The organism is Micromonospora sp. RTP1Z1 (assembly GCF_033804685.1).
GTDB lineage: Bacteria > Actinomycetota > Actinomycetes > Mycobacteriales > Micromonosporaceae > Micromonospora.
Genome location: NZ_JAPFQV010000007.1, coordinates 1 through 18,795, shown reverse-complemented (window position 1 = coordinate 18,795; position 18,795 = coordinate 1). Strand labels below are relative to the sequence as shown.

At 71.3% G+C, this 18,795-nt stretch carries 28 protein-coding genes and 1 pseudogene; 18 read left to right on the top strand and 11 right to left on the bottom strand.

What is annotated here, in order from left to right; all coding sequences use genetic code 11:
* The first annotated feature begins 153 nt into the window (after positions 1-153).
* The 3 genes from SLP03_RS05555 to SLP03_RS05545 are packed head-to-tail and all read left to right on the top strand — an operon-like array spanning position 154 to position 3,955.
* A complete protein-coding gene (locus SLP03_RS05555) occupies positions 154-960 on the top strand; it encodes a hypothetical protein (RefSeq protein ID WP_319459429.1) in 807 nt (268 codons plus the stop codon).
* 11 nt (positions 961-971) lie between these two features.
* On the top strand, positions 972-2,885 hold the full coding sequence (locus SLP03_RS05550) for a fumarate reductase/succinate dehydrogenase flavoprotein subunit (protein WP_319459428.1): 1,914 nt from the start codon (positions 972-974) through the stop codon (positions 2,883-2,885).
* Positions 2,885-3,955: a succinate dehydrogenase/fumarate reductase iron-sulfur subunit gene (locus SLP03_RS05545; RefSeq protein ID WP_319459427.1), complete on the top strand. Its 1,071-nt coding sequence runs from the start codon at positions 2,885-2,887 to the stop codon at positions 3,953-3,955. The genes SLP03_RS05550 and SLP03_RS05545 overlap by 1 nt, the downstream gene beginning before the upstream one ends.
* Positions 3,956-4,041: 86 nt before the next feature.
* Here the strand turns inward: SLP03_RS05545 and SLP03_RS05540 are convergent, their stop codons facing one another.
* Positions 4,042-4,482 (bottom strand): (deoxy)nucleoside triphosphate pyrophosphohydrolase, encoded by a 441-nt coding sequence (locus SLP03_RS05540; protein ID WP_319459426.1) that lies wholly within the window; start codon positions 4,480-4,482, stop codon positions 4,042-4,044.
* Between the two features lie 184 nt (positions 4,483-4,666).
* On the opposite strand from SLP03_RS05540, the gene SLP03_RS05535 reads away from it, so the two are divergent.
* The 3 genes from SLP03_RS05535 to SLP03_RS05525 all read left to right on the top strand — a co-directional run bounded on the left by SLP03_RS05535 (position 4,667) and on the right by SLP03_RS05525 (position 6,167).
* Complete coding sequence (locus SLP03_RS05535) at positions 4,667-4,975, top strand: 4a-hydroxytetrahydrobiopterin dehydratase (protein WP_319459425.1); 309 nt, start codon at positions 4,667-4,669, stop codon at positions 4,973-4,975.
* Between the two features lie 107 nt (positions 4,976-5,082).
* On the top strand, positions 5,083-5,445 hold the full coding sequence (locus SLP03_RS05530; protein WP_319459424.1) for a PH domain-containing protein: 363 nt from the start codon (positions 5,083-5,085) through the stop codon (positions 5,443-5,445).
* Positions 5,442-6,167, top strand: a complete 726-nt coding sequence (locus SLP03_RS05525; RefSeq protein ID WP_319459423.1) for a class I SAM-dependent methyltransferase — start codon at positions 5,442-5,444, stop codon at positions 6,165-6,167. The genes SLP03_RS05530 and SLP03_RS05525 overlap by 4 nt, the downstream gene beginning before the upstream one ends.
* A 17-nt stretch (positions 6,168-6,184) precedes the next feature.
* On the opposite strand, the gene SLP03_RS05520 is transcribed toward SLP03_RS05525, so the two are convergent.
* Complete coding sequence (locus SLP03_RS05520; RefSeq protein ID WP_319459422.1) at positions 6,185-6,673, bottom strand: SRPBCC domain-containing protein; 489 nt, start codon at positions 6,671-6,673, stop codon at positions 6,185-6,187.
* Positions 6,673-6,990 carry a metalloregulator ArsR/SmtB family transcription factor gene (locus SLP03_RS05515; RefSeq protein ID WP_319459421.1) on the bottom strand — a complete coding sequence of 106 codons (318 nt, stop codon included), beginning with the start codon at positions 6,988-6,990 and terminating at the stop codon, positions 6,673-6,675. The genes SLP03_RS05520 and SLP03_RS05515 overlap by 1 nt, the downstream gene beginning before the upstream one ends.
* Before the next feature lie 105 nt (positions 6,991-7,095).
* On the opposite strand from SLP03_RS05515, the gene SLP03_RS05510 reads away from it, so the two are divergent.
* On the top strand, positions 7,096-7,812 hold the full coding sequence (locus tag SLP03_RS05510; RefSeq protein WP_319459420.1) for a vancomycin high temperature exclusion protein: 717 nt from the start codon (positions 7,096-7,098) through the stop codon (positions 7,810-7,812).
* Positions 7,813-7,844: 32 nt separating this feature from the next.
* Here the strand turns inward: SLP03_RS05510 and SLP03_RS05505 are convergent, their stop codons facing one another.
* Together SLP03_RS05505 and SLP03_RS05500 are read right to left on the bottom strand one after the other, a co-directional pair.
* Positions 7,845-8,102 carry a hypothetical protein gene (locus tag SLP03_RS05505; RefSeq protein ID WP_319459419.1) on the bottom strand — a complete coding sequence of 86 codons (258 nt, stop codon included), beginning with the start codon at positions 8,100-8,102 and terminating at the stop codon, positions 7,845-7,847.
* Positions 8,102-8,416 (bottom strand): DivIVA domain-containing protein, encoded by a 315-nt coding sequence (locus SLP03_RS05500; RefSeq protein WP_319459418.1) that lies wholly within the window; start codon positions 8,414-8,416, stop codon positions 8,102-8,104. Before SLP03_RS05500 ends, SLP03_RS05505 begins: the two co-directional genes overlap by 1 nt.
* Between SLP03_RS05500 and SLP03_RS05495 the strand changes: the two genes are divergently transcribed.
* The 5 genes from SLP03_RS05495 to SLP03_RS05475 all read left to right on the top strand — a co-directional run bounded on the left by SLP03_RS05495 (position 8,415) and on the right by SLP03_RS05475 (position 10,696).
* Positions 8,415-8,564, top strand: coding sequence for a hypothetical protein (locus SLP03_RS05495; protein WP_319459417.1), 150 nt, complete (start codon positions 8,415-8,417; stop codon positions 8,562-8,564). The two genes, SLP03_RS05500 and SLP03_RS05495, sit on opposite strands and share 2 nt — an antisense overlap.
* A gap of 111 nt (positions 8,565-8,675) precedes the next feature.
* Positions 8,676-9,086, top strand: a complete 411-nt coding sequence (locus SLP03_RS05490) for a winged helix-turn-helix domain-containing protein (RefSeq protein WP_319459416.1) — start codon at positions 8,676-8,678, stop codon at positions 9,084-9,086.
* 183 nt (positions 9,087-9,269) lie between these two features.
* Entirely contained in the window at positions 9,270-9,701 is a 432-nt protein-coding gene (locus tag SLP03_RS05485) for a DUF6234 family protein (protein WP_319459415.1), read from the top strand.
* A gap of 200 nt (positions 9,702-9,901) precedes the next feature.
* Positions 9,902-10,480 carry a hypothetical protein gene (locus SLP03_RS05480; RefSeq protein WP_319459414.1) on the top strand — a complete coding sequence of 193 codons (579 nt, stop codon included), beginning with the start codon at positions 9,902-9,904 and terminating at the stop codon, positions 10,478-10,480.
* Positions 10,481-10,495: 15 nt separating this feature from the next.
* The gene (locus SLP03_RS05475) at positions 10,496-10,696 is read left to right on the top strand and encodes a hypothetical protein (protein WP_319459413.1); all 201 of its coding nucleotides are present in this window, start codon (positions 10,496-10,498) and stop codon (positions 10,694-10,696) included.
* 82 nt (positions 10,697-10,778) lie between these two features.
* On the opposite strand, the gene SLP03_RS05470 is transcribed toward SLP03_RS05475, so the two are convergent.
* Positions 10,779-11,255, bottom strand: a complete 477-nt coding sequence (locus SLP03_RS05470; RefSeq protein ID WP_319459412.1) for a GNAT family N-acetyltransferase — start codon at positions 11,253-11,255, stop codon at positions 10,779-10,781.
* Between the two features lie 101 nt (positions 11,256-11,356).
* On the opposite strand from SLP03_RS05470, the gene SLP03_RS05465 reads away from it, so the two are divergent.
* Entirely contained in the window at positions 11,357-12,097 is a 741-nt protein-coding gene (locus tag SLP03_RS05465; protein ID WP_319459411.1) for a class I SAM-dependent methyltransferase, read from the top strand.
* 109 nt (positions 12,098-12,206) lie between these two features.
* Positions 12,207-12,830: a GNAT family N-acetyltransferase gene (locus SLP03_RS05460; protein WP_319459410.1), complete on the top strand. Its 624-nt coding sequence runs from the start codon at positions 12,207-12,209 to the stop codon at positions 12,828-12,830.
* A gap of 241 nt (positions 12,831-13,071) precedes the next feature.
* On the opposite strand, the gene SLP03_RS05455 is transcribed toward SLP03_RS05460, so the two are convergent.
* The gene (locus SLP03_RS05455) at positions 13,072-13,278 is read right to left on the bottom strand and encodes a hypothetical protein (protein ID WP_319459409.1); all 207 of its coding nucleotides are present in this window, start codon (positions 13,276-13,278) and stop codon (positions 13,072-13,074) included.
* Positions 13,279-13,398: 120 nt separating this feature from the next.
* On the opposite strand from SLP03_RS05455, the gene SLP03_RS05450 reads away from it, so the two are divergent.
* Positions 13,399-13,743 (top strand): tyrosine-type recombinase/integrase, encoded by a 345-nt coding sequence (locus tag SLP03_RS05450; RefSeq protein WP_319459408.1) that lies wholly within the window; start codon positions 13,399-13,401, stop codon positions 13,741-13,743.
* 20 nt (positions 13,744-13,763) lie between these two features.
* Here the strand turns inward: SLP03_RS05450 and ychF are convergent, their stop codons facing one another.
* The 3 genes from ychF to SLP03_RS05435 all read right to left on the bottom strand — a co-directional run bounded on the left by ychF (position 13,764) and on the right by SLP03_RS05435 (position 16,280).
* Complete coding sequence (gene ychF, locus SLP03_RS05445) at positions 13,764-14,849, bottom strand: redox-regulated ATPase YchF (RefSeq protein WP_319459407.1); 1,086 nt, start codon at positions 14,847-14,849, stop codon at positions 13,764-13,766.
* A 133-nt stretch (positions 14,850-14,982) separates the two neighbouring features.
* The gene (locus SLP03_RS05440) at positions 14,983-15,717 is read right to left on the bottom strand and encodes a peptidase E (protein ID WP_319459406.1); all 735 of its coding nucleotides are present in this window, start codon (positions 15,715-15,717) and stop codon (positions 14,983-14,985) included.
* Between the two features lie 62 nt (positions 15,718-15,779).
* Entirely contained in the window at positions 15,780-16,280 is a 501-nt protein-coding gene (locus tag SLP03_RS05435) for a MarR family transcriptional regulator (RefSeq protein ID WP_319459405.1), read from the bottom strand.
* A 93-nt stretch (positions 16,281-16,373) separates the two neighbouring features.
* Here SLP03_RS05435 and SLP03_RS05430 point away from each other — a divergent pair.
* Positions 16,374-17,144: pseudogene (locus SLP03_RS05430) on the top strand (EamA family transporter); the annotation flags it as partial.
* Positions 17,145-17,221: 77 nt separating this feature from the next.
* Here the strand turns inward: SLP03_RS05430 and SLP03_RS05425 are convergent.
* Entirely contained in the window at positions 17,222-17,686 is a 465-nt protein-coding gene (locus SLP03_RS05425; protein ID WP_242624408.1) for a hypothetical protein, read from the bottom strand.
* A gap of 174 nt (positions 17,687-17,860) precedes the next feature.
* Between SLP03_RS05425 and SLP03_RS05420 the strand changes: the two genes are divergently transcribed.
* Positions 17,861-18,370 (top strand): SigE family RNA polymerase sigma factor, encoded by a 510-nt coding sequence (locus tag SLP03_RS05420; RefSeq protein WP_319459404.1) that lies wholly within the window; start codon positions 17,861-17,863, stop codon positions 18,368-18,370.
* Positions 18,367-18,795: hypothetical protein (locus SLP03_RS05415; RefSeq protein ID WP_319459403.1), on the top strand; the 429-nt coding region annotated here is incomplete at its 3' end. The genes SLP03_RS05420 and SLP03_RS05415, both read left to right, overlap by 4 nt.

The window sequence follows — 18,795 nt, the reverse complement described above, 5'->3', positions numbered from 1 at the left end:
TCGGCGTAACGTGTGTCACTTAGCTGCGCCGGTACGCCGGTGTGGCCGTTGGTGTGCGCAAGACGTGGCAGTGGATGCGGTCTCGCCGGTCCGCTGACCGGTACGGAATGTGATCCGCCGCCCGCGAGGGCCCCGTCAGGGAGACGAACTCGAATGACATCAACGGCAACGAAGCCGCGGGGGGCGCGGGCACGCGCCGCGATCGCGGCGAGAACGTTGCGGACCGACCGCTGGTGGTTCGCGCCACTGATCACCGTCATCGGGCTCAGCGCCTGGATCGCGTACGCGACGGTCCGGGTCTTCATGCACAAGTGGTACTGGGTGGACTCGTACCACTACCTGACGCCGTTCTACTCCCCGTGCGTAACGGACCGGTGTGTCGAGGGCTCCTCGCACTTCGGCAGCTTCCTGCCCGGCTGGTGGATCATCCCGGACGCGGCGCTGACCCTGCCGTTCCTGCTGCTGTTCCGGCTGACCTGCTACTACTACCGCAAGGCGTACTACCGGTCGTTCTGGCTGTCGCCGCCGGCCTGCGGGGTACCGGACGGGCACCAGGCGTACGGCGGGGAGACCCGCTTCCCGCTGCTCGGCCAGAACCTGCACCGCTACTTCTTCTACGCCGCCGCGATCATCTCGCTGATCAACACCTGGGACGCGATCTACGCGTTCCACTCCCCGAAGGGCTTCGGCTTCGGGCTGGGCAACCTGGTCCTGCTGGCCAACGTGGTGATGCTCTGGGCATACACCATCTCCTGCCACTCCTGCCGGCACATCATCGGCGGCCGGCTCAAGCACTTCTCCCAGAACCCGGTGCGATACAAGGCCTGGACGTTCGTCTCCTGGCTCAACGTCCGGCACATGCAGCTCGCCTGGATCACTCTCGGCACCCTGGCGTTCACCGACTTCTACATCATGGCTGTCGCTGCCGGCTGGTTCAACGACCTGCGGTTCATCAACTAGAGGCCCTGGACATGACTGAGACGCGAATCGAACGACACCACTACGACGTCGTCGTGATCGGGGCCGGCGGCGCCGGCCTGCGGGCGGCGATCGAGGCCCGACTGGCCGGCAAAAAGACCGCGATCATCTCCAAGTCGCTCTTCGGCAAGGCACACACGGTGATGGCCGAGGGCGGCGCGGCGGCCGCGATGGGGAACGTGAACAGCCGGGACAACTGGCAGGTGCACTTCCGCGACACCATGCGCGGCGGCAAGTTCCTCAACAACTTCCGGATGGCCGAGCTGCACGCGAAGGAGTCGCCGCACCGGATCTGGGAGCTGGAGACGTACGGTGCGCTCTTCGACCGCACCAAGGACGGGAAGATCTCGCAGCGCAACTTCGGCGGCCACGAGTACCCACGCCTGGCGCACGTCGGCGACCGGACCGGCCTGGAGCTGATCCGTACCCTCCAGCAGAAGATCGTCTCCCTTCAGCAGGAGGACAAGCGCGACCTCGGCGACTACGAGGCCCGGATCAAGGTCTTCTCCGAGACGACCATCACCGAGCTGCTGCTCGACGGGGACCGGGTGGCCGGCGCGTTCGGCTACTACCGGGAGTCCGGCGAGTTCGTCCTCTTCGAGGCGCCGGCCGTGGTCCTCGCGACCGGCGGGGTCGGCCGGTCGTACAAGGTCACCTCGAACTCCTGGGAGTACACCGGGGACGGTCACGCGCTGGCGCTGCGCGCCGGGGCCACGCTGATCAACATGGAGTTCCTCCAGTTCCACCCCACCGGCATGGTCTGGCCCGTGTCGGTGAAGGGCATCCTGGTCACCGAGTCGGTCCGCGGTGACGGCGGCGTGCTGAAGAACTCCGACGGCAAGCGGTTCATGTTCGACTACGTCCCCGACGTCTTCCGTAAGCAGTACGCGGAGACCGAGGAGGAGGCGGACCGCTGGTACACCGACCCGGACAACAACCGACGCCCGCCGGAACTGCTGCCCCGCGACGAGGTCGCCCGGGCGATCAACAGCGAGGTCAAGGCCGGTCGCGGTACGCCGGCCGGCGGCGTCTACCTGGACATCGCCTCCCGCAAGTCGGCCGAGGAGATCCGCCGCCGGCTGCCGTCGATGTACCACCAGTTCAAGGAGCTGGCCGACGTCGACATCACCAAGGAGCCGATGGAGGTCGGGCCGACCTGCCACTACGTGATGGGTGGCGTGGAGGTGGACCCGGACTCGGGCGCCGCGTACGGCACGGTGCGGGGGCTCTTCGCCGCGGGTGAGGTGTCCGGCGGCATGCACGGTTCGAACCGGCTCGGCGGCAACTCCCTGTCGGACCTGCTGGTCTTCGGCAAGCGGGCGGGCGGCCACGCCGCCTCGTACGCCGACCAGCTGACCGCGCGCCCGAAGGTGCCGGTGGCGGCGGTGGAGACCGCGGTGGAGACGGCGCTGGCGCCGCTGCAGCGGGACACCGGGGAGAGCCCGTACACCCTCCAGCAGGACCTCCAGGCGGTGATGGGGGATCTGGTCGGAATCATCCGGCGGGAGGGTGAGCTGGTCGACGCGCTGGCCCGGCTGGCCGAGCTGCGGGAGCGGGTGGCCAAGGTGAGCGCGGCCGGTGGGCGGCGCTACAACCCGGGCTGGCACCTGGCGCTGGACCTGCGCAACATGCTGGTGGTTTCGGAGTGCACCGCGAAGGCGGCGCTGGAGCGGCAGGAGTCACGCGGCGGGCACACCCGGGAGGACTACCCGGCGATGGACCCGACGTGGCGGCAGGTCAACCTGGTCTGCTCCCTGGACGGCGACGCCGTCCGCCTGGAGCACAAGCCGCTGCCGAAGATGCGCGGCGAGCTGATCGGCCTCTTTGACCGTACGGAGCTGTCCAAGTACCTGACCGACGAGGAGCTCGCCGAGTTCGACGCCCTCGCTGAGGAGGCGGGCAAGTAATGGGAAACAAGCGAGAGTTCCGCATCTGGCGTGGCGACGAGACCGGTGGCGACCTGCAGGACTACACGGTGGAGGTCAACGAGGGCGAGGTGGTCCTCGACGTCATCCACCGCCTCCAGGCCACCGAGGCGCCCGACCTGGCCTGCCGGTGGAACTGCAAGGCGGGCAAGTGCGGCTCGTGCTCGATGGAGATCAACGGCAAGCCGCGGTTGAGCTGCATGACCCGGATGTCGACCTTCGAGGAGGCCGAGACGGTCACGGTCACGCCGCTGCGGACGTTCCCGGTCATCCGGGACCTGGTCACGGACGTCTCGTTCAACTACGAGAAGGCCCGGGAGACCCCGGCCTTCGCGCCGCCGGCCGACGTCGCCCCCGGCGACTACCGGATGCAGCAGGTGGACGTCGAGCGCTCGCAGGAGTTCCGCAAGTGCATCGAGTGCTTCCTGTGCCAGAACGTCTGCCACGTGATCCGCGACCACGAGGAGAACAAGCAGGCCTTCTCCGGCCCGCGGTTCTTCATCCGGGCCGCCGAGCTGGACATGCACCCGCTCGACGCGAACACCGACCGCAAGGAGTACGCGCAGCAGGAGCAGGGGCTCGGCCTCTGCAACATCACCAAGTGCTGCACCGAGGTCTGCCCTGAGCACATCAAGATCACGGACAACGGGATCATCCCCATGAAGGAGCGGGTCGTCGACCGCAGGTACGATCCCCTGGTGTGGCTTGGTAGCAAGATCTTCCGGAGGGGTCAGGTGCCTCAGACCAACGTGACCAGCGGGCATTCCAGCGGACCGGCACATGCCGGCGCCGCCCAAAGCGGGTTGCACTCGCACGCCGGCGGCTCGCACAACGCGGCGGCCGAGATGCAGGCCCAGCAGGGCGTCAACTGGCACCGCGAGGTGCCCCACCCGACCGCCCCGGCGGTGGACGCCAACGGCAAGCTGCCGCTGACGGAGCTGACCTTCGACCGGGCGGCGGCGCCGTCGCCGTTCGGCGATGACGTCAACTTCCCGCTGCCGCCCGAGCACCTCAACTTCGCTCACCCGAGCCAGGACGAGCCGAAGCACTGAGCAGGACGACAACAACGAGGACGGGGGCCGCGGCGACAGCCGCCGGCCCCCGTCCCGTTTCCCACCCCGTGTCCGCTTCCCCGGGGTCAGGGGGTGGCGAGCAGCGGGCGGAGGGCGGCGACGATGGGGGCGTCGGCGGGGAGCCAGGTGACGGTGTCCAGTTCGGCGGCGGTGAGCCAGCGCAGCTCCGAGTGCTCCAGGGCCTCGGGCTGGTCGCCGTGGAGCAGGCGGGCCGCGTACACCTTGAGGACCGAGCGGCCGTGCGCCATCAGGACGTCGCGGCCGACCCGGTCGCCGATCTCCACGCGTACGGCGAGTTCCTCGGCGCACTCCCGGATCAACGCGGCGGTCTCGCTCTCCCCCGGCTCGACCTTGCCGCCGGGGAACTCCCACTTGCCGGCCACCTCGGGTGGCGCGGAGCGCGCGCAGGCCAGGACCCGCCCGTCGGCGATGATCGCCGCTCCGACGACCACCTTCGGCTCGCGCCGGTCGGCCTGCCCGTTCCCGCTAACCCGTTCGGTCCGCACGGGCGTCCAGGGTGCCAGATCAATCGGCGGTTTGGGTGCCGGTGCCGGCCGTCAGTCCAATAGAACACGGAAGTGTGGGCGTGGACACACCATCTGTGCGACGACAGACTAGAGGCTGTCGACGAGGACACGGGATGGCGACGATTTGGCCACAAGCCGGCAACGACGCCTGGGAGGTGCGGTGATGCGCGTGCTGTTCAGCGGCCGGGCGAAGCACGACTACCTCAGCGACGCGCTCAACCTGCTGTCCGGGTGGACCCGCGAGGGCGAGCAGATCCGCCGGACCATGGTCCTCGATGACACCCAGCACGCGGCCCTGACCGAAAGGGTCAAGGTGGTCGCGGACGCGCTGCGCCTGCGCCCCGAGATCAGCCGCCGGGCCAACCGCACCCACATCCGGGTCGGGCACGGCGACGGCGAGCCGTTGACCGAGGGCGAGGTCCTGCTGGCCGCCCGCATCGAGGACGCCTTCCGGACGGTCACCGACTCCTGACCGTCCCGGCCCGGCCGGTGTCAGCATTTATGACTCTCGGGTATATCGCTCACCAGGCACATGCTGCCCGCGGCCGACACTGGCGCGCCCGACCTACGGTGAGGTCCATGACCGCCCCGACGTACGACCGCAAGGAACAGTTCCAGCAGATCCAGACCGGGCTCCTGGACGGCGAGCGGATCATCGCCGTCTACGACGCGGTGGGCACGGGCACCGGGTTCATCGGCCTGACCGACCGCCGGGTGATCATCCAGGACCGCTCGTTCGTCGGTAAGCGGTACGCCATCACCAGCATCCCGTACTCGAAGATCACCAGCGTCAGCGTGGTGAGCAACAAGTCGTGGGGTGGCTCGTTCTTCTCCACCGGCGCGATCGCCATCCACGTCGGCACGCACACCTACGAGGTGGAGTTCCGCGGCGTGCAGAAGAGTCACCACGTGCACAACGTCATCCTGCACCACATCTCATGACCCCTATCCTCGCGACCATCTACGAGGCGGAGAACCGGTGGGGCCGCGACGACGACTTCTTCCTCGCGGCAGTCGACGAAACCCCGGCGGCCCGGGTGCTCGATGTCGGCTGCGGCACCGGCCGGCTCACCCTCGCGCTGGCCGCCCGCGGCCACACCGTCACCGGCGTCGACCCGGACCGGGCCTCCCTGGCGGTGGCGAGGACCAAGCCGGATGCCGGCCGGGTCACCTGGATCGAGGGGACGTCGGATGTCCTGCCGGACGCGGCGTACGACGTGGCGGTGCTGAGCAGCCACGTGGCGCAGGAGATCCGCGCCGAGGACGACTGGGCGGGCACCCTCGCCGACCTGCGCCGGGCGCTGGTGCCCGGCGGCCTGCTGGTGTTCGACTCCCGCGACCCGGCGGCCCGCCGGTGGGAACACTGGAACCCCACGGACTCCCGGCGCCGGCTGGCGCTGCCGGACGGCACGGTGGTCGACGCCTGGACCGAGGTGACCGAGGTGAGCCAAGGCAGCGTCAGCTTCGTCCACCACTACGTCTTCCCCGACGGCGACGAGCTGCGCAGCCCGGGGACGTTGCGCTTCCGGACCGAGGCGGAGCTGCGCACGGCCCTGGCCGCCGCCGGCTTCACGGTCGTGCGGATCCACGGCGGCTGGGACCGGGAGCCGGTGGGCGCGAGCGGCGACGGAGAACTGATCGTCATCGCCCGCGCCGCCGGCTGACCAGGCCTGCACCGAGGTCAGCAGGCCAGCGGCTTGCCGCTCTCCAGCAGCGTCTTGAGGTCGCTGAGCACCTCGCTCCAGCCACCGCCGGCGTTGGGCACCTCCCCAGCGACCAACGCTGCCACGCTCGGCGCGTCGGTGACGTCGTGGACCACCGTCAGCCGGGTGACGCCGGGGGCGGTCTCCTCGATCTCGTACGTCAGGCGGGTGGCCGGCTCGGCGGCGGCCTCCGGGCCCCAGACCGGGTGCCAGGTCTGCACCAGGCGGCGCGGCGGGTCGACCTCGACGACCTCGCCCTCGACGGCCACCTCCGGCACGCCGGTCGCCTTCATCTCGGCGCTGGCCAGGCCCTGGTAGCGGCCGCCGGGGCGCAGCTCGTAGTGGGCGGGCGAACGGTAGCCGTACCGCTCGCTCCACTCGGGATTCGTGATCGCCGTCCAGACCGCCTCGGGCGTGGCCTGGATGTAGATCCGGTGCACCTGGACGGTGCGCGTGGTGCTGGTCATCACCGGTCCTCCAACTCGGTCTTCAGGTCGACGAGTGCCGACGCGTGGTGCGCGGTGTACTTGTCGATCCACCGGTCGTGGATCTGGTGGATCGGCACGGGGTTGAGGAAATGCAACTTCTCCCGGCCAGACCGGCGGGTCACGACGAGTCCCGCCTCCTCGAGCACCCGCAGGTGCTTCATGACGCCGAAGCGGGTCATCGCCAATTCGGACTCCAACTCGGTCAGGGTGCGGCCGTCCCGGGCGAAGAGCAGGTCGAGCAGGAAACGGCGGGTCGGGTCGGCGAGCGCCTTGAACACCAGGTCGTCATCGGGCACGACTTCAACATAGGTGACCGTCTGGTCACATGTCAACGTCGTAGCCACGCCGCGGCATGCCGGGCCGGCCCGGGTTGCGTGACCATGACGGGGATAATCGTCCGAATGCGGGGGCGATTCGCGATCATCAACCGGTGGTGCGCCACTCACCACCGCGCCGTACGCCGGCTACGCCGCGCGTTCCTCGCGGTCATCGTCGCAGCGGTCCTCCTGACCGGCGGCACCGTCGCGAGCGTGGCGTGGATCCGCGGCGGCGCCGAGGGCCACATCTTCACCGAGGCCGACGTGCCGGACGAACCGGTCGCCCTGGTCCTGGGCACGAAGGTGGAGGCGAACGGCACGCCGTCGCCGTTCCTCACCGCCCGGCTGGAGATCGCGCAGCGCCTGTTCACCGCCGGCAAGGTCCGCGCGATCCTGGTGTCCGGCGACAACATGCACGCCGGCTACAACGAGCCGGAGGCGATGCGGCGCTGGCTGCTCGACCACGGCCTGCCGGCGGAGAAGGTCGTGATGGACTACGCGGGCTTCGACACGTACGACTCGTGCGCGCGGGCCAAGCGGATCTTCGGGGTGGACCGCGCGACGGTGGTGACCCAGTCCTTCCACCTGCCCCGCGCGGTGGCATTGTGCCGGCACCTCGGCATCGAGGCCAACGGGGTCGGCGACGACACCGCGCGACGGTACGCCCAGCGGTGGCGGGCCAGCTCCACCCGGGAGTACGGCGCCTGCGTGAAGGCGGCGGCCGACGCCCTCTCCGGGCGCGACCCCGTCCACCTCGGCCGCCGCGAGACCGGCGTCGACGACGCCCTCCGCGACGGCTGACGACCCCACATCCGGGCCCGCGCGGAATGCTCTCACCGGGTCAGCCGGCGGGCGCACGGTCCGTCGTGGTCGGCCCGGAGGAGGCAGCGCCGGCCGCCCGCCAGCCGCAGGTCGCAGAAGACCCGATGGCGTACGCCCTGGTCGTCCTCGGCGGAGACGGTGGTCTCCCCCGGATCGGCCGAGGGCAGCAGGCTCGCCCAGCGGGCCACCACCCGGGCCAGCCGTACCGCGCCGACCAGGTCACCGGCGGCCACCGGCAGGTGGATGACGAAGCGCTCCCGCTCGACCATCAGCGGTACCGCCCGGCGTTGACCCGCTCTTGGGCCTGCTCGGACTGCCAGCGCCGCAGCGCGTCCTTGATCCGGGCCGTCTCCTGCCGGCTGTCACCCAGCGCCCGGTAGGCGGCGGTGAGGTCGGCGGCGACCCGGTCGAGGAACTCCGCCACCTCGGCCGGATCGAGACCGCGCCGGCCGAACCGGGCCGACCGGAACCGTCGCTCGCGCACCTGCCAGGGCGCCAGCGGGACGTACGTCGAGGAGCGGTAGCAGCTCCCCGGCCCACGCTGCGCCGGCTCGTTTCGGCCCCGCCGGAAGAAGCCACGCATGACCGTCCACCTTTCCGCGTACTCGTGGATGGAAGGGGTGGCCGCACCCGCCCGCCGCGGGCGGGCCGGCCACCCCGCCCCACCACCGCAGCTCCACTCAGCGGTACGGCAGCAGGGCAACTCAACGACGAGCGACCCGCACGAGTGACCTCTCAGGGTTACTCAGCAAGCACGCTTCGCTGTGAAGGACCCTAGCAAGATGGCAATGTGGCTACAACCCCAACATGGCTGGTAGCCACAGGGGCACAAGGCTTGAGACATGACCATCGATCCGTACTCGCACACCCCGGTCTACGTTCAGCTCGCCGACCTGATCCGGGAACGGATCGAGTCCGGCCAACTTGCCCCCGGTGCGAGTGTCGGCAGCGAGGTGCAGCTCAGCCAGGAGCACGGGATCGGCCGCGACGCGGTTCGCATGGCAATCGCGCTGCTGAGGTCGGAAGGACTCGTCACCACCAGCCGGCCCTTGGGCACGCGAGTGCGCGAGACGCCGCAACGCAGGAAGCTCGAAGTCCCGCCGGGCGCAACGGTGGTGGCTCGGATGCCCAGCGGAAAGGAACGCCGGTCGATGCAGCTTGACGAGGGTGTGCCGGTCCTGGAGATCCGCGACCCCAAGGGCACCATCGAGGTCCTGCCGGGCGACGAGGTCGAGCTGACCCGCCACGCGTGAACCGGCCGATATGGTCGGAGCGTGGCGAAGCTGGGCGAGGAGACACTGGCGGCGATCGGCCGGATGACCGTCGCGGCGACCGAACTCCGCTGCCGGGACGCCCTGCAGCTGCTGGTCGCGTCCACCGTGGGCTGAGTACGCCGGCTCATGCGGAGCCGTCCCGGTTCGACCAGGCTGGGCCGCATGACATCTCCGACGACGACCGCGACCGGACGCCGGGGCGGCCCGGTGGTCGGGTTCCTGGTCCTGCTCTGGGTCTGCGCCCTGCTCGCGCTGGCCTGCTGGGTGTTCAGCGTCGGCATGCGGCAGTGGGCCGCCAACTACTCGGACGGGCCCGCCGACCTCGACGGACTCCAGCGACAGGCGAACCTCGCCCTGCTGATCGCGGCCCTGGTGGCGGCGGGCGGGCCCGCCGTGATCGCGCTCGTGGCGTACCGGCTGCGGCTGGTCCGCACCGCGATCGTCTTCCTGGTGCTGGCCGTCGCGCTCGCGATCCCCGGCCTGCTGGTCGCCGCGCACGCCTACCGGGACCTCACCCCGGCCCCTGCGCCGGCCGGGCCACCCGGCCACTGCGTGGAACTGAGCGGCGGCGACACCCGCTGCCCGGGCGGATAGTGACGCGGAAGGGCTGTCCGCACCGCCCCCACGCAGGGCCGGAGCCCTGGTACATTCCCGCTTCGCCTTGATCGAAAGAGGAATGCCGCATGTCCAGCACGGGGGCCGAGCCCGAGGCAGCGTCAACGCCGGACGGGGTACCGGATCCGGATGTGGCATCGGCACCAGCCTGCGAGCCGCCGCTGCCGTACGCGTGGCCCGTGGGAGAGCAGCCGCCCGCGACGGTGACGCCGGTCGGACCGCAACCGCCGATGGGCTGGGCGCCGCAACCCGCCCCCCGCAACCGTGGCCTGGTCATCGCCGTCGTGACGCTGAGCGTGCTGCTGCTGGTGGCCTGCGCCGGCCTGGCCGGCGGAGCGTTCCTGCTGCGTTCCGCCGAGAACCTGCCGTCGGGCCGGGCGTCCGAGGCGCCGCTGTCGCGCGCGGACGACCGCCACTCCTCCGCCGGTGCCGCGCCCACCGAGAGCGCGGAACCCGTGCAGCAGGGGCCGTACGCCAGCGAGTACCCGGCGAGCAAGAGCTCCGATCTGGACCGGGTGTGTGACGACAACGTCTACTACCCGCAGTCGCCGAAGCGGGCCGGCGGGGCCCCGCACCCAGTGGTGCTGCTCATGGAGGGCAGCTCGGGCAACCGCATCCAGAACGGCACCTACTACTACGACGAGGGCCTGTCGAAGCGGGCGGAGCAGACCTGGGCGGCCGAGGACGCCAGCAAGGTGCAGATGGTCGCCTGCCTCGACCGGGTCAGCACCGGCGCGACCATCCGCCGCTGCCGGTGAGACGAGCCGAAGCCGTTGACGTTGACGCTGCTGCGGGCTGGTTGGCGGCTTCGGGTGTACGAGGTGGCGACCGGCCGGAAGCTGCTGGACAAGGCCATGACCGGGGACGACCAGAAGTGCCCGTACGTGGTGCTGGCCGGCCCGGACAAGAAGATCTACGCCGAGGTCAGCAACCAGGCGGTGCTCGCCGCGCTCCGCAAGCTCGTCACCAGGTGACGGCACGCCACCTCACCTGCGCAAGCATCTCAATCAACTGATCAACGCGAACCTGCGGTACACGTTCGGCCAGTAGGCGGCCTCAGGGTTGCAGGCGTTTGCGCATCGTGATCGTGGTGACCTCGTACCCCATCTGCTCGTACAACGCGCGGGCGCCGAGGTTGAACCCGAAGACGCTCAGCCCGACCGAGACCACGCCGAGTTCCTGGCACACCCGCTCGGCGGTCTGCACGATCGCCCGGCCGTAGCCCTTCCGGCGCAACTCCTCCCGCACCTCGAAGTCGTAGCCGAAGGCGTGCAGGCCGTCCGACTTTCGCTCCAGGTGCAGCCAGAGCATGCCGACCTCGCCGTCGCCGTCGTACGCCGTCCACAGTCGGTGGCCCTCGGTCGCCAGACCGTCCGGCAGGAGCCGCTCGTAGTCCTCCCGCGCCTTCTCCCGTGCCTCCGGCAGCGGCAGCGCGCCCGAATCTGCGACGTTCTGCGCGTACTCCCCCTCGGCCCTCTGGCGGTACCGCAGGTACTGCTCGTCGGTCATCGGTTCGAGTCTCAGCGTCACCACGTCGATACGGTATTGCACGCCGCGCGCGCCGGTCCGCCCCGGCGGACGTACCGCAAGGAATCCGGATGCACCGGCGCGCAGGTGCACGATACGGTCCGGCCGTGCCTGACGCAGATGGATATTTCGGCCGAGAGGTGGCGGCCATCTACGACGACCCGGCGTCGGAGATGTTCGATCCCGACGTGGTCGCCGCGACGGTCGACGTGCTGGCGGAGCTTGCCGGCGCGGGCCCCGCCCTGGAGCTGGGCATCGGGACCGGCCGCGTCGCGCTGCCGCTGGCCGGCCGGGGCGTGCCGGTGCACGGCATCGACCTTTCCCGGGCGATGGTCGACCGCTTGCGGGCGAAGCCCGGGGGCGACGCGATCGGCGTGTCGGTCGGCGACTTCGCCACCACCAGGGTGGACGGGACCTTCTCGCTGGCGTATCTGGTCTTCAACACCATCATGAACCTGACCACTCAGGAGGCCCAGGTCGCCTGCTTCCGAAACGTGGCCGCGCACCTGGCACCCGGTGGTCGCTTCGTCATCGAGGTCCTGGTTCCCGAGCTCCGCCGGCTCCCACCCGGCCAGAACGTCGTACCCTTCCGCGTCGGCCCGACCGGATGGGCGTACGACATCTACGACGTGGCCACCCAGGCGACGAGCTCCAACTACGTCCGGGTGGTCGACGGCCGCGCGGAACACCGCTCGATTCCCTTCCGGTACGTGTGGCCGGCGGAGCTCGACCTGATGGCGCAGCTCGCCGGCCTCCGCCTGTGCGACCGCTGGGACGGATGGACCAGGAAGCCGTTCACCAGCGAGAGCCGGCAGCACGTCTCGGTCTGGGAGAAGCCCGCCGAGTGACCCCCACCCACCGCAGCCCATTGTTGACGTCCGCCCACCCGGTGGGCAACCTCATCGTCGTGGCCGGTCGCGGAGGGTCGGCCGGATCCGGAGGGACGGTGTGGCGACGATGGCGGACACGACCGGGACGACGAAGGATGCCGCAATCTCCGTCGTGCCCGCCAACAAGGCGAGCTGGGAGGACCTGCAGACCGTCCTCGGCACGCGCGGCAACGCGGCCGAGTGCCAGTGCCAGTGGTTCCAGAGCACGCCCGCCGAGTGGCGGTCGCAGTCGGTCGAGGAACGCACCCGGCGACTGCGCGAGGAGACGCGGTGCGACCAGCCCCGGGCCCGCACCACGAGCGGGCTGGTCGCCTACCTCGACGGCGAGCCCGCCGGCTGGTGCGCCGTCCAGCCGCGCTCCGTCTACGCGCACCTGCTGGGCAGCCGCGTCGTGTGGTCCGGCCGGGACGAGGACCCGGCCGACGACGGCGTCTGGGCCCTGACCTGCTTCGTCACCCGGGTGGGCTTCCGGCGACGGGGCGTCAGCGGCGCGCTCGCCGCCGCGGCCGTCGACTTCGCCCGGGAGCGCGGCGCCCGCGCCATCGAGGGCTACCCGATGATCACGGCGCCCGGCAAGGTGATCACCTGGGGCGAGCTCTACGTGGGGAGCCGCAGCATCTTCGACGACGCCGGGTTCACCGAGGTCAGCAAGCCCACCCGCCGGCGCGTCGTGATGCGGATTGACTTCTGACCGTGCTGCGCATCGGCGGCGGAACGGTCAGACGTTGAAGCGGAACATAGAGCGGCTGCCCCGCCACCAGCGGGAACGGCGCGCGACGCCTGCTTACACGGCGTCTCGGGCTCCCATCGTTCAGGGCTACTTGACGACGTTTCACGGTGTCTTGTGCCCCCTGTGTGTTCGACACGCTGCGTCGGGCACGAATCGGGCCCGGTGGCGGGTCGGTCGGTCGCGCAGCCGGCTAGCGACTCATTCAGCCGCTGATAACCGCTTTCACCAGCGCACTCGTGGACAGCGCGACGCCGAAGCCTAGGACGAAGTACCGCCACGGCGCGTGCGACGCAACTTGCCCGGGGGTTTGGCGGTAGGGGATCCCAGTGAGGAGCACAGCGATGGCTACTGGAACCAGGGCCATCCACGAGTCTTCGATGGTGACCACCCGGAAGTATGCGATCGCCAAGACAGCACCCAGCGCGAGTCCGCTGAGCAAGGCTGCCCAACCGAGCCGATTCGGCCTCACGATCCGCAACATAGGGGAGCCGTACCCGTCCACATACGACGTCAATCACCCGACCGGCTCATGCCACCGCTTCTATGTGAAGGCACCGTCTTCACAACCCGCTTCGCCGGTCCGTACCGGCACGACTACTACGGCTCGCTCATCTTCGGCGCGGCCGTCCGGCAGGCCGGACTACCGGAGAGCGTCACGACCCACGACCTGCGCCACCACTACGCCTCGGTGCTGCTGATGCAGGGCGAGTCGGTCATCGTGGTCGCCGAGCGGTTGGGGCACGAGAACGCGACCCTGGTCCTGCCGACGTACGGTCACCTGATGCCGGACTCGGAGGGGCGCACCCGCCGGGCAGTCGACGACGCGTGGGGTTGTGCCCCCGGCGTGCCCCCGAGCGAGAGCACAACCGACTGACCTGCGAGAACGGGCGGCTTTCAGACGTTGAAGCGGAACTCCACCACGTCGCCGTCCTGCATGACGTACTCCTTGCCCTCGATCCGGACCTTGCCGGCGGCCTTCGCCGCCGCCATCGATCCGGCCGCGACCAGGTCGCCGTAGGAGACCACCTCGGCCTTGATGAAGCCGCGCTGGAAGTCGGAGTGGATGACCCCCGCGGCCTCCGGCGCGGTCGCGCCGACCGAGACGGTCCAGGCCCGAGCCTCCTTGGGGCCCGCCGTGAGGTACGTCTGGAGCCCGAGCGTGCGGAAGCCGACCCGGACCAGCTGGTTCAGCCCCGGCTCGGACTGCCCGATCGACTCCAGCAGCTCGCGGGCCTCCTCCTCGGGCAGGTCCACCAGCTCCGACTCGATCTTGGCGTCCATGAAGACCGCCTCGGCCGGGGCGACCAGCGCGCGCAGCTCGTCGAGGAACTCGGCATTGCCCAGCTCGGCCTCGTCGACGTTGAAGACGTACAGGAAGGGCTTGGTGGTGAGCAGGTGCAGCTCGCGCAGGTGCTCCAGCTCGATGCCGGCCGCGGCGGCGCCCGAATACAGCGTGATGCCGCCGTCGAGCAGGTCGACGGCCTTCTTGGCGGCTTCCACGGCGGCGGCCCGGTCCTTGCGGAGCTTGGCCTCCTTCTCCAGCCGCGGCAGCGCCTTGTCCAGCGTCTGGAGGTCGGCCAGGATCAGCTCGGTGTTGATCGTCTCGATGTCGTCGGCCGGGGACACCTTGCCGTCGACGTGCACCACGTTCGGGTCGGAGAAGGCGCGCACCACCTGGCAGATCGCCGAGGCGTCGCGGATGTTCGCCAGGAAGGCGTTGCCCCGGCCCTGCCCCTTGGAGGCACCCCGGACCAGGCCGGCGATGTCGACGAACGACACCGGCGCCGGCAGCACCTTCTGCGAGACGAAGATCTCCGCGAGCGCGCCCAGCCGCTCGTCCGGCAGCCCGACCACGCCGACGTTCGGCTCGATGGTGGCGAACGGGTAGTTCGCCGCGAGCACGTCGTTCTTGGTCAGCGCATTGAACAGGGTGCTCTTGCCGACGTTGGGCAGGCCGACGATCCCGATGGTGAGGCTCACGGGCGGCCAGTCTACGCGCCCCCCGACCTGGCCCTTCCGGCCGGCGTCCGGATTGGTACGCCGACCGCCGGTTCCCGGCCCACCACGCGCTGTCAACAACGGTCACCGGCACCTGCGCGGCATTGTCACCCGCCTAGCCGAGCAGCCGGGGCTCGATCCGGGTCTCCCGGACGCTGCCGTCCTCGGCCCGGCTCACCTCGTACGCCGCCACGCCCTCCCGGTCCGCGACCGCCTCGACCAGGCGGGTGTCCCGGTAGACCAGCCCCACCCCGTCGTCGGTGCAGTGGCTCACCGGCAGCGTGCTGTCGCCGACCAGCTTGTGCATCAGCGGACGGCGCTGCTCCTCGCCGTCGTAGTGCACCCCGTTGCCGTACGGCAGCCAGCCCAGGCCGTCGGTGAACGGCCGCAGGGTCGGGCCGAAGCTGTCGGTGGGGCCGCCGACGTGCCAGCAGATCGAGCCGGCGGAGACCCCGCCCAGCACCACACCGGCCTGCCAGCACTCGTGCAGGATCTCGTCGAGGCCGTGCGCCCGCCAGACCGCGCAGAGGTTGGCCACGCTGCCGCCGCCCACCCAGATGATGTCCTGGGCGAGCAGGTGGGCCCGCACGTCCTCGACGTTGGGCATCGGGAAGAGGGCCAGGTGGGACGGGCGGAACCGGGTGCCGGCGAACGCGCCGTAGAAGACGGTGAACGAGGTCGGCTGGTCACCGACCGCCTGGTTGAGGTAGCAGATCCGGGGCGCGTCACCGGCCGACGCCAGCTCGGCCATCAGGTCGAAGACCGGGCCGGGCTGCGCGTCGTACGGGCCGCGCCGCCGGCTGGAGAAGCCCGTGCTGGTGGCGACGATGGTCGGTTCACTGGCGGGCATGGTCGGCCTTCCGGTCGGTCCTGGTCACGATCATCCTGCGCCACGCCGTCGGGCCCGGTCGCTCAGCCCCCCGCCTCGGCGGCGGCGAGCAGCGTACGCAGCAGGTCGGCCAGGCGGGCCTGGTCCTCGGGCGGCAGCGCGTCGAGGATCCGCCGCTGCACGGCGAGCCCGGCGTCGACCGACTCCTCGACCACCCGGCGACCGGACTCGGTGAGGATGACCCGCAGCCCGCGCCGGTCCGCCGGGTCGGGCGTACGCCGGACCAGGCCGGCCCGTTCCAGCCGGTCCAGCCGGCCGGTCATCCCGCCGGAGGTGAGCATCAGCCCGGCGGCGAGCGCCTTCGGCGCGAGCGTGTACGGCTCGCCGGAGCGGCGCAGCGCGGCGAGCACGTCGAACTCGCCGCGGCCGATGCCCCAGCCGGCGTAGACCTTCTCCTGGCGGTCGCCGACCAGCCGGGCCAGCCGGTAGATCCGACCGAAGACGGCCATCGGCTCGGGCCGCATCCCGGACCGTTCCCGTCGCCACTGCTCGACGATCACGTCGACGTCGTCCGCTGCTGCCACTCCGGGATTGTGCCGCACCTCGCACTTCCCCATTCACTCGACACTGATTAGCTTAGCACTAAGCTACTTAGCGACGAGGTAAGGACGGAACCCATGGACCGACGCTGGACCGACGTCGCGCTGACCGCCGCCGCCCCGACCGCCTGGGGCACCACCTACCTGGTCACCACCGAGCTGCTCCCCGCCGACCGGCCGCTCTGGTCCGGCGCGCTCCGGGCGCTGCCGGCCGGGCTGCTGCTGCTCGCGCTGACCCGCCGCCGACCGCACGGCGTCTGGTGGTGGCGCTCGGCCCTGCTCGGCGCGCTCAACATCGGCACCTTCTTCCCGCTGCTCTTCCTCGCCGCCTACCGGCTGCCCGGCGGGACCGCCGCCGTGCTCGGCGCGGCCCAACCGCTGCTGGTCGCCGCGCTCGGCGTGGTCGCCCTCGGCACCTGGCCCGGCCGGCCGGCGCTGCTCGCCGCGCTGACCGCGCCGCTCGGCGTGACCCTGGTGGTGCTGCGACCCGGGGCGGCGCTGGACCCGCTCGGCGTCGCGGCCGGCCTCGCCGGCACCGCCGCCATGGCCGCCGGGCTGGTGCTCACCCGGCGCTGGGGACGGCCCGCCGGCGTCGGCACCCTCGCCGCGACGAGCTGGCAGCTCGTCGCGGGCGGCCTGATGATCGTGCCGCTGGCCGCCGCCGTCGAGGGCGCGCCCGCCGCACCGGACCGGCCCGCCCTGCTCGGGTACGCCTGGCTCGGACTGGTCGGCACCGCCGGGGCGTACGCGCTCTGGTTCCGGGGTGTCGCGCTGCTGCCGGTGACCCGGGTGTCGGTGCTGGGCGCACTCAGCCCGCTGACCGCCGCCGCGCTCGGCTGGCTGGTGCTCGACCAGGCGCTCGGCCCGGTGCAGCTCGCCGGCTTCGCCGTGGCGGTCACCGCGATGGTCGTCGGCCAGCTGCCCGGTCAGCCGGCCAGCAACCGACGCCAGTCGGGGGCCGGGCCGTCGCGCTCCACCCACTCGGGCAGCGGGCCGGGCGACAACTCCGCCGCCGCGGCGCGCGGCAGGACGAAGCGGTGCGCGGCGGCGGGACCGGCCGCGTACGACTCGTCAAGCATCCAGCGCACCTCGTCGACGGTCCAGCCCAGCCCGGCCCGGCCGGCGATCTCCCGGACCAGCCGCAGGCCCACCCGGGTGTCGTCGTCATAGAAGCGCACGCACCAGTGGTGCGCCCACATGCCGAGCGCGCGCAGCCCGGCCGCGTCCAGCGAACCGGCGAGCCGGCCGCAGGCGGTCTCCGGAAAGGCCCGCCCCGGGTCGTCGGCGCGGTCCCGCTCGATCGCGCCGTAGGCTGCCGGCGCCACCACCCGCATCCGGTCATAGAAGCCCTGCACCACCGCGCGGTCCAGCCGGACCCGTCCGGACCGCATCAGCGGGCACCTCGCCCGGCCACGCTCGCCATCCCCCGCACCTTTTCTTGAGTTGGTGGCGGGACGGTACCGGCCACTACCGACACTTTCGGGCCGGAAATCGTTGCGGCGCCAGGGATAGCTGGCCTGAGCTGGGGCGTCTGTAACTGTGACAGTGAAAAACGGGGAGGGTGGGTGGACGAGGACGAACGGGCCCGGCTGGCCGACTTCGTGGCGAGCCGGACCCCGGCGCTGATGCGGGTCGCGTACCTGCTCACCGGGGACCGGCACGCCGCTGAGGACCTGGTCCAGTCGGCGCTGGCCAGGACCATCCCGAAGTGGCGGACGCTGCGGCACGCCGACCCGGAGAGTTACCTGCGCGCGGTCATGTACCGCGAGCAGGTGAGCTGGTGGCGGCGGCTGCGGCGGCGCCGGGAGACGACGCTCACCGGGGGCGACGAGGCGGTCCAGGCGGACCCTAGCGGGAACACCGACGTACGGCTGGCGATGCGCGCCGCCCTGCGCCAGTTGCCGCCCGCGCAGCGCACGGTGCTCGTCCTGCGCTACTACGAGGACCTCACCGAGACACAGGTGGCCGAGCTGCTGGGCTGCTCGATCGGGACGGTCCGCAGTCGTACCCACCGGGCGGTGGCCCGGCTGCGCCAGCTCCTGCCGGACGTCGAACTCCTGGAGGTACGGCCGTGACCACGCCTTTCGAGGACCTCATCCGCACCACCCTCTCCGCCCTGGCCGAGGAGGCACCGACAGTGCAGGACCAGTTGATCCCGGCGGAACGCCGGGCCCGGAACCGCCGGCGCACGACCGTGGCGCTGGGCGCGGCGGGGACGTTCGCGGCCGTGCTGATCGCCGCCCCGCTGGCGATCGCGGCGACCGGCTCGGACGCCCCGCGCCCGGCCGCCCCGAGCGCCCCGCCCAGCCCGGCGGCACCGAGCCCGACCGGCATCCTTCCGTCGGCGCCGCCGACACCGAGCCCCACGTCCCCGACCGAACCGCCGTTCCCCAGCCCGTCGGCGTCCGACCGGCCCTGGCCGACGGCCACCCCCAGCCCCGCCCGCCCCGAGGCGCCCGGAGCGCCGGCCGCGGTCCCCGCCGCCCCCCGGCTCCCCACC

What these genes read in the sequence shown, in the direction of transcription:
- SLP03_RS05490 (WP_319459416.1), top strand. Translation starts at nt 8,676, where the DNA reads ATGACCATCGATCCGTACTCGCACACCCCGGTCTACGTTCAGCTCGCC.
- SLP03_RS05505 (WP_319459419.1), bottom strand. Translation starts at nt 8,102, where the DNA reads ATGGTCGAGCGGGAGCGCTTCGTCATCCACCTGCCGGTGGCCGCCGGT.
- SLP03_RS05500 (WP_319459418.1), bottom strand. Translation starts at nt 8,416, where the DNA reads ATGCGTGGCTTCTTCCGGCGGGGCCGAAACGAGCCGGCGCAGCGTGGG.
- SLP03_RS05450 (WP_319459408.1), top strand. Translation starts at nt 13,399, where the DNA reads ATGCCACCGCTTCTATGTGAAGGCACCGTCTTCACAACCCGCTTCGCC.
- SLP03_RS05425 (WP_242624408.1), bottom strand. Translation starts at nt 17,686, where the DNA reads ATGCGGTCCGGACGGGTCCGGCTGGACCGCGCGGTGGTGCAGGGCTTC.
- SLP03_RS05550 (WP_319459428.1), top strand. Translation starts at nt 972, where the DNA reads ATGACTGAGACGCGAATCGAACGACACCACTACGACGTCGTCGTGATC.
- SLP03_RS05555 (WP_319459429.1), top strand. Translation starts at nt 154, where the DNA reads ATGACATCAACGGCAACGAAGCCGCGGGGGGCGCGGGCACGCGCCGCG.
- SLP03_RS05545 (WP_319459427.1), top strand. Translation starts at nt 2,885, where the DNA reads ATGGGAAACAAGCGAGAGTTCCGCATCTGGCGTGGCGACGAGACCGGT.
- SLP03_RS05440 (WP_319459406.1), bottom strand. Translation starts at nt 15,717, where the DNA reads ATGCCCGCCAGTGAACCGACCATCGTCGCCACCAGCACGGGCTTCTCC.
- SLP03_RS05535 (WP_319459425.1), top strand. Translation starts at nt 4,667, where the DNA reads ATGCGCGTGCTGTTCAGCGGCCGGGCGAAGCACGACTACCTCAGCGAC.
- SLP03_RS05485 (WP_319459415.1), top strand. Translation starts at nt 9,270, where the DNA reads ATGACATCTCCGACGACGACCGCGACCGGACGCCGGGGCGGCCCGGTG.
- SLP03_RS05525 (WP_319459423.1), top strand. Translation starts at nt 5,442, where the DNA reads ATGACCCCTATCCTCGCGACCATCTACGAGGCGGAGAACCGGTGGGGC.
- SLP03_RS05460 (WP_319459410.1), top strand. Translation starts at nt 12,207, where the DNA reads ATGGCGGACACGACCGGGACGACGAAGGATGCCGCAATCTCCGTCGTG.
- SLP03_RS05530 (WP_319459424.1), top strand. Translation starts at nt 5,083, where the DNA reads ATGACCGCCCCGACGTACGACCGCAAGGAACAGTTCCAGCAGATCCAG.
- SLP03_RS05510 (WP_319459420.1), top strand. Translation starts at nt 7,096, where the DNA reads ATGCGGGGGCGATTCGCGATCATCAACCGGTGGTGCGCCACTCACCAC.
- SLP03_RS05495 (WP_319459417.1), top strand. Translation starts at nt 8,415, where the DNA reads ATGACCGTCCACCTTTCCGCGTACTCGTGGATGGAAGGGGTGGCCGCA.
- SLP03_RS05520 (WP_319459422.1), bottom strand. Translation starts at nt 6,673, where the DNA reads ATGACCAGCACCACGCGCACCGTCCAGGTGCACCGGATCTACATCCAG.